A 12,772-nucleotide genomic window follows, 5' to 3' on the forward strand; every position below is an offset into this window, starting at 1 on the left:
AAAGCCCACGCCATGACCCTCACCCCCGCGAGACGCATCCCCTCCCCGGGCCGGCTCGTCCTCGCCGCCGCGGCCCTGCTCTCGGCCGCGGCCCTGGTCGCGGCCTGCTCCGGCCCGCCGCGCAACGGCGGCGGCGACCAGGCCGGCGTCCAGCTCTCCGCCACCACGCCGACCGCCAAGGGCGACATCGACTCCTTCACCTGGGCCACCTACGCCGAGCCGCCCACGCTCGACTACGTCCAGGCCTTCGACTACCCGCAGAACACCATCCTGTCCAACGTCTGCGAGAGCCTGATGCGCTGGACGCCCCAGCTCACCCTGGCCCCCGGACTGGCCGAGAAGGCCTCCAACCCGGACCCGACCACCTGGGTCTACGACCTGCGCTCCGGCGTGCACTTCCACGACGGCTCGGTGATGACCGCCGACGACGTGGTCTACAGCTTCGGCCGCCAGACCGCCCCGGACAACGCGGCGGCCTGGGCCCAGGTGTTCCAGAACGTCGACTCGGTCACTGCGACCGGCCCGCTCCAGGCGACCGTCAAGCTCAAGCGCCCCGACTCCCAGTTCCCGCAGTACATGGCCACCGCGGCCGGCGTGGTCGCGGCCAGGACCGGGGTGGAGTCGGCGGGCAAGGACTACGGCACCGCTGGCAGCCTGGACTGCACCGGGCCCTTCAAGCTGGGCGCCTGGGCCAAAGGCCAGTCGATCGAGCTGGAGCGGTTCGACGACTACTGGGGCACCAAGGCCAAGGCCGAGAAGGCCGTCTTCCGCTTCCTCACCGACCCCTCCGCCCGCACCAACGCGATGCTCAGCGGTGAGGTCGACGGCGGCTACCTGATCCCCACCGAGAGCTACGACCGGCTGAAGAAGACCGGCCCGGGCACGCTGTACTTCGGCGAGGGCCTGAGCACCGTCAACCTCAACGTCACCAACATGCAGGGCGCGCTCGGCGACGTCCGGGTCCGCAAGGCGCTGTCCCTGGCGCTCGACCGCTCCGGCTTCGTCAAGACCGGCCTGGCCGGCGCCGGCACCGTCACCGGCTCGCTCACCACCAAGGCCGCCTGGGCCGGGGCCCCCGACGACGTCCGCAAGAGCGCCTTCGAGAACCTCACCCCCACCGCCCAGGACCTCGACCAGGCCAAGGCCCTGATCAAGGAAGCCGGTGCGAGCGGCAAGACCGTCACCGTCGCCACCAGCACCATCGGCCAGGACGTCTCGCTGCTCGCCACCGCCGTCCAGTCCGCCGGCGCGCAGATCGGGCTGAACATCCGGCTCAAGACCATCGCCCCGAATGCCTTCACCGCGCTGTTCACCGACCCCAAGGCCCGCGAGGGCCTGGACCTCATCCCCGAGACCTACTACGACTCGGTGACCGACCCGCTCGACCTGCTCACCAACTTCAAGACCGGCGCCTACCAGAACTTCGGCGGCTACAGCGACCAGGCCTACGACGCCCTGGTCGATCAGGGCACCGCCGAGTACGACCCGGCCAAGCGCGCCGCGATCGAGGCCAAGCTCCAGCAGACCGCCTCCCAGCAGTTGCTCTGGATCCCGGTCGCCGAGTGGCCCACCGCCCTCTTCCTCAACAAGCGGATCACCGGCGCCCCGACCACCATCTCGTACATGTACTACCCGTGGGCCGCCGACGTGGGGGCCGCCCGGTGAACTCCCCCGGAGCGATGGGCTTCCTGAGGTTCGCGGCCCGGCGCCTGCTGGAGATGGCGGCCACCCTGCTCGGCGCGTCCTTCGTGGTGTTCGGCGCGATGTACGTGGCGCCGGGCAACCCGGCGAGCTTCCTGCTGTCCGGCCGGTCGGCCTCCCCGGAGGCCCTCCAGGCGATCAACGAGCAGTACCACCTGGACGACCCGTTCCTGGTCCGCTACCTCCGGTGGCTGGGCCAGGTCCTCCAGGGCGACTTCGGGCGCTCCATCACCTACCGCACCGACGTCTCCAAGCTGCTGGCCGACCGGCTCCCGGCGACCACGCTGCTGGTGGCCATGGCCCTGGTGGTCGTGGTCGTCGTCGGCCTGCTGCTCGGCCGGCTCGGCGCGGTGCGCGGCGGCGCGACCGACTCCACCATCCTGGTCACCACCACCTTCGCCCTCGGCACGCCTTCCTTCGTCGCGGCCGTCCTGCTCCAGGGCCTGTTCGCGGTGAAGCTGGGCTGGTTTCCGACCAGCGGCGCCGGGGACGGCCTCGGCGACATGCTCTGGCACCTCACCCTCCCGGCGATCGCCCTCGCGCTGTACCTGATCGGCATGCTCGCCCGGGTCACCCGCTCGGCGATGCTGGAGGCCCTGGAGGGCGAGCACGTCACCGTGGCCCGCAGCCGGGGCGTCCCGGAGCGCGATGTGATCAGCCGCCACGTGTTCCGCAACGCGCTGGGCACCGTGCTGACCACCGGCGGCCTGATCGTCTCCACCCTGCTGGTCTGCACGATCCTGGTGGAGTCCGCGTTCAGCATCGGCGGGCTCGGCCAGCTGCTCGAACTGTCCACCACCACCAAGGACTTCCCGACCGTCCAGGCCATCTCACTGATCATCGTCGCCCTGTTCATGACCGTGAACCTGATCGTCGACCTGCTCCACCCGCTGGTCGACCCCCGGGTCACCCTCGGCTCCAGGAGGTCCGACGCATGAGTACCGGTCTCACCCAACGGCCGGGCCTCACCCGCCGTCCCGGCCTCGCCCGACTCAAGTCCGCCGGCGGCCCGCTCCACCTGATCTGCCTCGGCTTCGCCGCCCTGGTGGTGCTCGCCGCGCTGCTCGCGCCCTGGCTGGCGCCGTACGACCCGAACGGCGTCGACCTCGGCAACGCCCTCGCCGGGCCCTCGCCCGACCACCTGCTCGGCGTCGACGCCGCCGGGCGCGACACCCTCTCCCGGCTGCTGACCGGCGCCCGCACCTCGCTGCTCGGGCCGCTCGGCGTGGTGGTCTTCTCCACCGTCGCCGGCATCGCGGTCGGCCTCGCCGCCGGCTGGCGGGGCGGCTGGCTCGACTCCGTCCTGTCCCGCAGCACCGAACTGGTCTTCGCCTTCCCCGGCATGCTGCTCGCCATCCTGATCGTCTCGGTGTACGGGGAGGGCCTGCTCGCCCCGGTCGTCGCCCTGGCGATCGCCTACCTGCCCTACGTCTCCCGCCTCACCCGCTCGCTGGTGCTGGCCGAACGCACCCGCCCCTACGTCTCCGCGTACCAGGTCCAGGGCCACTCCGCGGTGCAGATCTGCCTGCGGCACGTCCTGCCCAACATCGTGCCGATCGTCCTCGCCCAGTCCGCGGTCAACTTCGGCTACGCCCTGATGGACTTGGCCGGCCTGTCGTTCCTCGGACTCGGCGTCCCCGCCCTCACCCCCGACTGGGGCCGGATGGTCTTCGACGGCCAGACCGCGATCCAGCACGGCTACCCGCTCTCCGCGATCCTGCCATGCGCCCTGATCGTGCTCACCGTCGTCGCCTTCAACGTGGTTGGCGAACGCTGGGCCGACCAGGTCGCCCGGAGGTCCGCATGAACGGGAAGCACGTGAACGACCACCGCACCACTGGAAGGACCGAGTGAACGCCCTCGACATCCAGGGCCTCCGGCTCCGACTGCCCGGCACCGCCCGCCCCGTCCTCGACGGCGTCGACCTCACCGTCGGTGCCGGTGAGACGGTCGCCCTGGTCGGCGAGTCCGGCTCCGGCAAGACCCTCACCTCCCGCGCCGCCCTCGGCCTGCTGCCACCAGGCGCCGAGGCCGAGGGGAAGGTCCTGGTCGGCGGCCAGGACGTCCTGACCATGGACCCCGGCCGGCTGCGCGCCCTGCGCACCGGCCGGGCCGCAATGATCTTCCAGGACCCCCGAGCCGCCATCAACCCGCTGCGCCGGATCGGCGACTTCCTCACCGAGAGCGTGCGGCTCACCGGCACGATGAGCGCCGCAGACGCCGACCGGCGTGCCGTGGAACTCCTCGACGCCGTCGGCCTCAAGCCGGACCTGCTGCGCCGCTACCCCGGACAGCTCTCCGGCGGCATGCTGCAACGCGTCATGATCGCCGCCGCCCTGATGGGCGACCCGGTCCTGCTGCTCGCCGACGAACCCACCACCGCGCTCGACGTCACCAGCCAGGCCGAGGTGGTCGCCCTGCTCGGCCGGCTGCGCGAACGCTTCGGCACCGGCCTGCTGTTCGTCACCCACGACCTCGGCCTCGCCGCCGCGATCAGCGACCGGGTCTACGTGATGTACGCCGGGCGGATCGCCGAACACGGCTCCGCCGCAGCGCTGTTCGAGCGGCCCCGCCACCCGTACACCGCCGCGCTGCTCGCGGCCACCCCGGCGCTGGATGCCCCGGCCGGCCGGCTCGCCGCCATCGACGGCCAACCGCCTGACCTTCGGGAGGAGTTGACCGGCTGCGCGTTCGCCGAACGCTGCCGCCACGCAACCGGGATCTGCCGCGAGCAGGTGCCCGTGCAGCAGGGCGAGCACCCGTCCGCCTGCCACCACCCGCTCGAAGGGAGCCGCACCGATGGCTGAGCCCGTCCTGCGGGTCAGCGGACTGCGCCGCACCTTCGGCTCCGTGCAGGCCGTGGACGACGTCTCCTTCACCCTCGACGCCGGCGCCTCGCTCGGCATCGTCGGCGAGTCCGGCTCGGGCAAGACCACCACCGCCCGGATCGTGGTCGGCCTCGAACAGGCCGACGCGGGCGAAGTGCTGGTCCACGGCCGGGCCCGGAGCGGCCGGGCGCGGGGGAGGGCCGAACGGCTGGCCCGCGCCCGCGAGGTCCAGATGGTCTTCCAGGACCCGTACCTGTCCCTGGACCCGCGCACCAGCGTCGAGGCCGTCCTGCGCGAGACCCTGAGGCTGCACTTCCCCGACACCGACCACCCGGCCCGGATCCGGGAACTCCTCGACCAGGTCGGCCTGGGCACCCGGGCCGCCGAGGCGCTGCCCCGGCAGCTCTCCGGCGGCCAGCGCCAGCGCGTCGCCATCGCCCGGGCGCTGGCCGTGCGACCGGCCGTCCTGGTCCTGGACGAGGCGGTCGCCGCCCTGGACGTCTCGGTCCAGGCGCAGGTGCTCAACCTGCTCGCCGACATCCGCGAGGAGACCGGTATCGGCTACCTCTTCATCACTCACGACCTCGGCGTGGTCCGCTGCGTCACCGACGAGGTCGTCGTGATGCGCCACGGACGGATCGTCGAATCCGGCCCCACCGCCCACGTCCTGGACTCCCCGGAGCACGCCTACACCAGGCTGCTGCTGGAGTCCGTCCCCCGGCCCGGCTGGGATCCCGACCGGATCGCCGCCGCGCGCCGCGCACTGTAAGACGGCCCGGGCCCCGACAGGTGGTGGGACCTGCCGGGTCCCGGGTGAACGAGCACGACCGGCGGACGGCGCCGGGCCGGCAGCGACCCTGCCGGCCCGGCGCGTTCCGCCGCAGAAAGGACGACCGTGCAGGTCACCATCGACGAAACCGCCGCGACCGAACCGGCCGTGCGCCCGGCCCCCGACGCCGCCGCCACTGGCGGTTCACCGCCGTCCTGGCGGTGGTCATCACCCTGTGCGGAGCGGGCATCGGGCTGTACCTCAACGAACGCAACACCCGCGAGCAGACCAGGGAGCTGGCGATGCCGTCGGCCCCCGACTGGATCGAACTGGACGTCACCGCCCGACCCTGGACGCCAGGATCACCCGCTCCCGCAGCACCTTCATCCTCTCCTGGTTCATGATCGCGGCGATGTGGGCCATCGCCCTGGCCGTCCTCGGCGCCGCCGAGGTGCTCCACCGCAAGCGCGAGGGGCTGGTCTGGCCCTCCCTGGGCTGGATGGCGGCGAGCCTCTTCGCCCTGATCGGCATGCGCAACGCCGCCCCCGGCTCGCCGCCGATCGGCTCGCTGATGGACTACGTGGCGTTCTTCTGGGCCGAGGGGATCATCGCCGCGAGCCTGGCCTGCACCGCGTGGTGCGGCATCCGCACCGAGCACCGGCTGCGCCGCGAACGGGAGGACGCAGAGGCCGCAGACGCCTCCTGAGCGGACGGCGGGTGGGCGGATTCCCCCGAACGGTGGAGGCGCGCCGCACCGGATCCTGATCTTCCTGTCAGTAGCCTGCGGAGCCGAACCCCGACACCTACCGGAACGAGGCCCCATGGCTGACCCCCGGCCGTCCCGCCGCGCCCTCCTGCAGTCCGCGGCCGCGCTCGCCGCCCTGGCCCTGGCCGGCGGCTGCTCCTCCGACGGCGGCGCGGAGGAGCAGCCCGGGCCGAGCGGCGCGGCCTCGGGCAGCGGCCCGGCCGCCGCCGCCGGGAGGGCGATGCCCGCCGAGTCGAGCCCGCACACCCGCACCTTCATGGCCTGGCCGGCCCTGGAGGAGGTGTGGGGTGACCAACTCCCCGGCGTCCGGCAGGACATCGCCTCGCTGGCCCAGACCGTCGCGGGCTTCGAACCGGTCGTCCTGCTGGCCAGGCCCGACCAGGCCGACCAGGCACGCCAGGCTTGTGGCTCCTCGGTCGAGGTGCTGGAGTTGATGGTCGACGACCTGTGGGCCCGGGACACCGGCCCGACCTTCGTCACCGGCTCCCAGGGCCTCGCCGGGGTCGACTTCAACTTCAACGGCTGGGGCGGCAAGCAGACCCACGCCAACGACAGCCAGGCGGCCCGCAACCTCCTCGACCACTACGGCATCACCCGCCTCCAGGCGCCGATCACCGGTGAGGGCGGCGGCATCGAGGTGGACGGCGAGGGCACCCTGATGGCCACCGAGAGCTCCTGGGCCAACGACAACCGCAACCCCGGCAAGAGCCGCGACCAGATCGAGGCGAGCCTCAAGGAGCTGCTCGGCGTCGAGAAGGTGATCTGGTTCAAGGGCGTCGCCGGGCAGGACATCACCGACTGCCACGTCGACGCCCTGGCCCGCTTCGCCGAGCCCGGCACCGTCGTGCTGCACCGCCCGGCCGCCGACACCACGCCGGACGTCTGGACCAGCGCCTCCGCGCAGGCCCTCCAGGTGCTGCAGTCCGCGACCGACGCCAGGGGCCGGACGCTCGAGGTGGTCGACCTCCCCGAGCCGGACCTCGGCCTGATCCAGGGCGCGGGCAAGAACTTCCTCGCCACCTACATCAACTACTACGTCTGCAACGGAGGCGTCATCGTCCCGCGCTTCGGCGACAAGGCCGCCGACGACCACGCGGCCGGCGTCATCGGCGGTCTCCACCCCGGCCGAAAGGTCACCCAGCTGACCATCAACCACATCGCCGCGGGCGGCGGCGGCATCCACTGCGCCACCCAGCAGCAGCCCGCCACCGGGACCATGACGTCGGGATCGTGACGAGGGGGGTGTGGCGACGGGGTGGGGCGACGGGTCGGGATGACAGGTCGTGACGACCGGCCGCCCGTCCGGTTCGGGGCGGGCGTGGCGACGGGCCCACCGGCCGGTCACGCCCTGGCGGACAGCGATCCCAGCAGGGTCCGCAACACCCGGCCGTCGTCCACCGTCCCGTCCAGCGACCCGATGGCGGCGAGCCCGTCCACGGCGGCGGCGAAGGCCTCGCCGAGCGGCACCGGGTCGGCGCCGCTGCCGCGCTCCTCGACCAGGCACCGGAACAGCCGTACGAAGGCGGAGCGCCAGCGCGCGTACTCGGCCTCCAGGGCGGTGCGGACGCGTTCGTCGTTCAGAGCCAGCCAGTGCAGGGCCGCGTGCAGCCGCGCCAGGTCGGGGCTCTCCGGCCGGGTGAGCAGCGCCAGGACCCGGCCGGCGCGCTCGGCGTAGCCGCCCGGCCCGGCGACGGCCTCCTCGAGCGGCGTGATCCACTCGGGCCGGATGTCCTGCACCACGGCGACGATCAACTCGGTGCGGTCCGCGAAGTGGTAGTGGCACATCCCGTGCGAGACCCCGCACAGCGCGGCCACGTTGCGGGTGGTGAACCGCCCGGCGCCGTCGCCCGCGAGGAGGGTGCGGGCGGCCGCGATCAGTCGGGCCCGGGTCTGCTCGCCCTTGGCGGAGGTGCGCGCCCGGCCGCCGCCCGGTCCGGAGCCCGGTCGCGGGGCCGCGCCGGTCGCCTGTGTCGCCATGGCCGTCACTGTAGCCACTCCGGGGGCGGCGGCAGGGCGGATCGGTGCGGATGCCTGCGCGAAGTCTTGACCGAGCGCTTGGCCAGTTTTACCTTTTCGGTCAACTCGTCCACCCCCAAAGGACGTTGTCAGGGAGGCAGTGATGGAGGAAGGCTTCAGACCCCACACCACCGACGACCCCCGACCGGCCGTCGAGGCGCGGCTCGGCCGCCGCGGATTCCTGACGGCCGCCGGGCTCGCCGTCGCCGGCACCGCGCTGGCCGGCGCGACCGCCGGCCAGGCCCGGGCCGCCACCCGGGCCCGCGGTGCCGCGCCCGCCCCGCGGCTCGCGGCCGGCCTCCGGGTACCGCTGGACACCGTCCCGCACACCCGGACCTGGATGGCCTGGCCGGACAACAGCACCATCTGGCGCGGCAAGCTCGGCGGCGCCCAGTCCAACATCGCCCTCGTCGCGCGGACCATCGCCAAGTACGAGCCGGTGACCGTGTGCGCCAACCCGGCCAGCGTCGCCAAGGCGCGCTCGATGTGCGGCTCGGCCGTCACCGTCATCGGGGACATCCCCGTCGACGACTGCTGGATGCGGGACACCGGCCCGGTCTTCCGCACCGACGGCCTGGGCGGCCTCGACACCATCGGCCTCAACTTCAACGGCTGGGGCAACCACCAGAACCCGCACGGCAACGACGCCCTGGTCGCCCAGCGCGTCGCCGCCTACCTCGGCCTGCCGTTCACCGCCGCCGGACTGGTCGCCGAGGGCGGAGCCATCGAGACCGACGGCTCCGGCACGCTGATGGCCACCCGGAGCAGCATCATCAACGCCGACCGCAACCCCGGCATGTCCCAGGCGGCGATCGAGAGCGCCATGTGCGCCGCCTACGGTGCGACCGAGGTGATCTGGTTCCCCGGCATCGCCGGCCAGGACGTCACCGACGACCACGTGGACGCCACCTCGCGCTTCCTCGGCGCCGGCACGGCCGTCGTCCAACTGCCGCTTCCCAGCGCCACCGACGTCTGGTCCCAGGACGAACGCCAGCAGTACGCCGTCCTCGGCTCCGCCACCAGCGCCCAGGGGGCCCGGATCTCGGTCAGCACCATCCAGGGCCCCGACTACTACAAGATCCGCTCCGCCGACCCGAACTTCGTCGGCTCCTACGCCAACTACTACCTCTGCAACAACGCGGTGATCTCGGCCCAGTTCGGCGACACCCAGGCCGACGGCGCCGCCCGCGCCGCCCTCGCCCGGCTGTTCCCCGGCCGCACCGTCGAACAGCTCAACATCGACTACCTCGGGGCGGGCGGCGGCGGCATCCACTGTGTCACCCAGCAGCAGCCCGCCGCCTGAAGTCGCGCGCGAGCCCGACGGGACGGGATCCGGCCCGTCGACCGGGCCCGACCCCGAAGGGTTGCCGGCCCGGGGTCAACAACGGGTCCCGGGCCGGCCCGCCCGGTCAGCCGAGCGCGGGGATGTCGTGGGTGGCGCAGTGGATCCCGCCGCCACCGGCCGCGATCGCGTCGATCTTCACCGGCACGATCTCCCGCCCCGGGAAGTGCTGCTTGAGCACCTGCTGCGCCCGCTCATCGGCCCGGTCGTCGCCGAACTTCGGCAGGTAGACGCCCTTGGAGCCGATGTAGAAGTTCATGTACGAGGAGACGAAGGCGTCGCCGCGCCCGGTGATCCTGTCCGGGTCGGGCTGCTGGAGCTCGATCACCCGCAGCTTCTTGCCGGTCGCGTCCGTGGCGTTGTTGAGGACGCCGCGGGCCTGGTCGGCCGCGCGGGACCAGACGTCCGCCGGGCTGCCGGGGAAGGCCTGGTCGAGCAGGACGACTCCGGGCGCGACGAACCGGGTCAGGCAGTCCACGTGGGCGTCGGTGATGTCCTTGCCCTTGACGCCCGCCAGCCAGATCACCTTGGTCACGCCGAGGGCCTTCTTCAGCTCCGCCTCGACCTGGTCGCGGCTCATCCCCGGGTTGCGGTTGTCGTTGACGACGGAGCTCTCGGTGACCAGCAGGGTGCCCTGGCCGTCCGTCTCGAAGGAGCCGCCCTCAGCGACCAGCCGGGTCTCGACCCGCTCCACGCCGTACTCGGCCAGCACCGTCCGGGCGACCTTGGAGTCGTTTCCGCGCTGCTGCTTGCCGCCCCAGCCGTTGAAGTTGAAGTCGACGCCCTTGACCTTGCCGCCCTCCTCGACGAACACCGGCAGGGTGTCCCGGGCCCACAGGTCGTCGACGGCGATCGGCACCACCTCGACGGCCGAGCCGCAGGCCTTCCTGGCGGCGTCCACCTGCTCGGGGCGGGCCATCAGGACGACCGGCTCGCGGGCCGAGATGGCCTGGGCCAGGCCCGCCACGTCCCGGCGGACGTCGGGCAGCTGGTCGCCCCAGACGTTTTCCGAGGCGGGCCAGGACATCACCGTGCGCAGGTGCTTCTCCCACTCGGCGCCGAAGCGGCGCGGGCCGGCGGTGCCGCCCGGCTGCGGCGGCACGGCGCCGTCGACGTCCTCGACGCCGTTGGGGTCGCAGCCGGTGAGACCGAGGGTGAGCGCGCCGACACCGGCGGCGGCGCCCACTCCGGCGAGGGAACGGATCAGGGAGCGGCGGGACAAGGCATGGATCATGCGGGTGACTCCAGTCAAGGTGGCAGGACGGAGGCGTGCGGCGGGCCCCCGGGTGGTCGTGCGGAGGGCCCTCGGAGCGGTCCTCCGGAGGGCGGCCGGTGCCGCTATGGCATCGGCTCGTGCATGGTCGAGCAGTGGATGCCGCCGCCTCCGGCCATCAGCCGGTCGACGTCGAGCTGCACCACCTCGCGGCCGGGGAAGGCCGCGGCGAGGGTGTCCCGGGCTGCGGCGTCCTTGTACGCGTCGCCGAACTGAGCGGTGATGACACCGCCGTTGACGAGGTGGAAGTTGAGGTAGGAGTCCACGAACTTGGAGCTGCGCGAGCGGACGGTGTCCGGGCCGTGCACCACGATGACCTGCAGGCGGCGGCCCCGGGCGTCGGTCGCGGAGGAGAGGATCGTGAATTGCTCGCGGGCGTCCCGCGCCCACTCGTCATTGCGGTCGGTGGGCGGCAACTGCACCATCACCACGCCGGGGCGGACGAACCGGGAGGTGACGTCGACGTGGTCGTCAGTGATGTCCTGGCCCCTGATGCCGGGCAGCCAGATCATCTTGTCGGCGCCGTAGGCCTCCAGGACGGACTCCTCGATCTCGTCCCGGCTCATGCCGCGGTTGCGGTTCTTGTTGACCAGGCTGCTCTCGGTGGCCATCACGGTGCCGTCGCCGTCGGTCTCGATCGCGCCGCCCTCGCCGACGAAGTCCGCGTAGGTGTGGCGCAGCCCGCGGCGGGCGGCGATCCGCTCGGCGACCCGGGCGTCGTCGTAGTGGACCTGCTTGTTGCCCCAGCCGTTGAAGTTGAGGACCACGGCGTCCAGGCCGCCGTAGCCGTCCCGGCGGAACACCGGTGCGATGTCGCGCATCCACAGGTCGTCGGTGGGGATCGCGGCCACCTCGGAGCCGCAGCGCTCGCGGGCCTTGCCAGCGGTCCAGTCGTCGGGGGCGCACATGACCACCGGCTCGAACTCGGCGACGGTGCGGGCGATCAGGGCGATGTCCTCCTGGACGCCGCCCAGGCGCAGGCCCCACACGCCCCGGCGGGAGGGCCAGGACATCCAGGTCCGCGCGTGCGGGACGTCGTCCGCGGGCACCCACGGGTAGGTCTCGGCGGCGTGTGCGTCGTGGTAGCTGGTCATGAGGGTCTCCGGTTCGTGCGACGGTGCGGGGCCGCCAGGACCACTCTTCGCGAGGCGACGCACCGCCGCACATGCGAGACGGGCCGGCGGCAGCACCCTGCCTGCGGGTTCAGGCTCGCATTGACTGAAAAATTAGTCAAAGTCGGCGGCGTGCCATGACTCCGCAGAAGCGCGTACGAAGCGTGACGAATCGGGCGTGAGGAGGCCTGGAACGCGGGCTGGGTGGCGGCCCGGCGCGGGACTCGGTCAGGGCCTGATCAGATGCCGCTCAGGGCCCGAGCCGGGATACCTCGGCGTCGATCGCGTCCATCATCAGCGTTCGGGCGTGCGCCAGCGGCAGGCTGCCGCTGAGCCAGCGGGTGCTCAGCCCCTCGAGCAGCGCGGTCAGCCGCTCCGCCGCGCCGGCCAGCGCGACCGCCGAGGACATCGGCTGCACCACGCCCAGCAGTTCGGCGATCTCCTGGACCCAGATCCGGGTGGCCCGCGCCAGGTCCTCGCGCAGGGTCTCGTCGAACACCGCGCTCGCCCGCAGCTCACCCCAGGCGGTGCTGTTCTCCCGGACCTCGACGGTGTCCTGGAGTTCCAGCAGCAGTGTCTGCTCCAGCTCCTCGCGGGCGGTCAGCGGCGGCGCGTCCGCAGCGCGTTCGGTCGTGTAGCGTTCGGCCCGGTCGTTGATGAACTCCAGCGTCTGCCGGAGGATCCCGGTGCGGTCCTTGAAGTGGTAGTAGATCAGCGCGGTGGACACGCCCGCCTCCGCGGCGAGCTCCTCCACGCGCAGTCCGCGCACCCCGCGCCGCGCGATCACCCGCGCCGCTGCTTCCATGATCGACGTTTTACGGCTAGACACGATTCACCACCTTACCCGCGGGTCGGGCGAAGGGTCGCCCGCCCTGCTGAAAATCCTGTCAGCTGGGACGCGGGGGCCGGAGCGGCCGAAGGCCGGCTTTCGGACAAGGTGGGGCCCGGGGGAGGAATGCATGAAT

General features: G+C 72.6%; 12 protein-coding genes. 8 read left to right on the forward strand and 4 right to left on the reverse strand.

Annotation, left to right across the window (positions count from 1 at the left end; all coding sequences use genetic code 11):
* Nucleotides 1-12: 12 nt before the first annotated feature.
* The 7 genes from ACWDBE_RS17575 (at nucleotide 13) to ACWDBE_RS17605 (ending at nucleotide 7,298) form a co-directional block, all read left to right on the forward strand.
* Nucleotides 13-1,665 carry an ABC transporter substrate-binding protein gene (locus ACWDBE_RS17575; RefSeq protein WP_449808468.1) on the forward strand — a complete coding sequence of 551 codons (1,653 nt, stop codon included), beginning with the start codon at nucleotides 13-15 and terminating at the stop codon, nucleotides 1,663-1,665.
* Between the two features lie 14 nt (nucleotides 1,666-1,679).
* A complete protein-coding gene (locus tag ACWDBE_RS17580) occupies nucleotides 1,680-2,639 on the forward strand; it encodes an ABC transporter permease (RefSeq protein WP_449790971.1) in 960 nt (319 codons plus the stop codon).
* Nucleotides 2,636-3,508, forward strand: coding sequence for an ABC transporter permease (locus tag ACWDBE_RS17585; RefSeq protein ID WP_449790911.1), 873 nt, complete (start codon nucleotides 2,636-2,638; stop codon nucleotides 3,506-3,508). Before ACWDBE_RS17580 ends, ACWDBE_RS17585 begins: the two co-directional genes overlap by 4 nt.
* A 43-nt stretch (nucleotides 3,509-3,551) precedes the next feature.
* Complete coding sequence (locus ACWDBE_RS17590; protein WP_449808469.1) at nucleotides 3,552-4,508, forward strand: ABC transporter ATP-binding protein; 957 nt, start codon at nucleotides 3,552-3,554, stop codon at nucleotides 4,506-4,508.
* Nucleotides 4,501-5,298: an ABC transporter ATP-binding protein gene (locus ACWDBE_RS17595; protein ID WP_449790913.1), complete on the forward strand. Its 798-nt coding sequence runs from the start codon at nucleotides 4,501-4,503 to the stop codon at nucleotides 5,296-5,298. The genes ACWDBE_RS17590 and ACWDBE_RS17595 overlap by 8 nt, the downstream gene beginning before the upstream one ends.
* Nucleotides 5,299-5,533: 235 nt before the next feature.
* Complete coding sequence (locus ACWDBE_RS17600) at nucleotides 5,534-6,004, forward strand: DUF4436 family protein (protein WP_449808470.1); 471 nt, start codon at nucleotides 5,534-5,536, stop codon at nucleotides 6,002-6,004.
* Between the two features lie 115 nt (nucleotides 6,005-6,119).
* Nucleotides 6,120-7,298, forward strand: coding sequence for an agmatine deiminase family protein (locus ACWDBE_RS17605; RefSeq protein WP_449808471.1), 1,179 nt, complete (start codon nucleotides 6,120-6,122; stop codon nucleotides 7,296-7,298).
* 107 nt (nucleotides 7,299-7,405) lie between these two features.
* On the opposite strand, the gene ACWDBE_RS17610 is transcribed toward ACWDBE_RS17605, so the two are convergent.
* Complete coding sequence (locus ACWDBE_RS17610; protein WP_449808472.1) at nucleotides 7,406-8,041, reverse strand: TetR/AcrR family transcriptional regulator; 636 nt, start codon at nucleotides 8,039-8,041, stop codon at nucleotides 7,406-7,408.
* A gap of 142 nt (nucleotides 8,042-8,183) precedes the next feature.
* On the opposite strand from ACWDBE_RS17610, the gene ACWDBE_RS17615 reads away from it, so the two are divergent.
* Entirely contained in the window at nucleotides 8,184-9,383 is a 1,200-nt protein-coding gene (locus tag ACWDBE_RS17615) for an agmatine deiminase family protein (RefSeq protein WP_449808473.1), read from the forward strand.
* A gap of 106 nt (nucleotides 9,384-9,489) precedes the next feature.
* Here the strand turns inward: ACWDBE_RS17615 and ACWDBE_RS17620 are convergent, their stop codons facing one another.
* The 3 genes from ACWDBE_RS17620 to ACWDBE_RS17630 all read right to left on the reverse strand — a co-directional run bounded on the left by ACWDBE_RS17620 (nucleotide 9,490) and on the right by ACWDBE_RS17630 (nucleotide 12,612).
* Nucleotides 9,490-10,656, reverse strand: a complete 1,167-nt coding sequence (locus ACWDBE_RS17620) for an agmatine deiminase family protein (RefSeq protein ID WP_449790917.1) — start codon at nucleotides 10,654-10,656, stop codon at nucleotides 9,490-9,492.
* 104 nt (nucleotides 10,657-10,760) lie between these two features.
* Nucleotides 10,761-11,789 (reverse strand): agmatine deiminase family protein, encoded by a 1,029-nt coding sequence (locus ACWDBE_RS17625; RefSeq protein ID WP_449808474.1) that lies wholly within the window; start codon nucleotides 11,787-11,789, stop codon nucleotides 10,761-10,763.
* A 268-nt stretch (nucleotides 11,790-12,057) separates the two neighbouring features.
* Nucleotides 12,058-12,612, reverse strand: a complete 555-nt coding sequence (locus ACWDBE_RS17630; protein ID WP_449808475.1) for a TetR/AcrR family transcriptional regulator — start codon at nucleotides 12,610-12,612, stop codon at nucleotides 12,058-12,060.
* Between the last annotated feature and the right edge of the window lie 160 nt (nucleotides 12,613-12,772).

The sequence above is a fragment of the Kitasatospora sp. NPDC001132 genome, assembly GCF_053598415.1.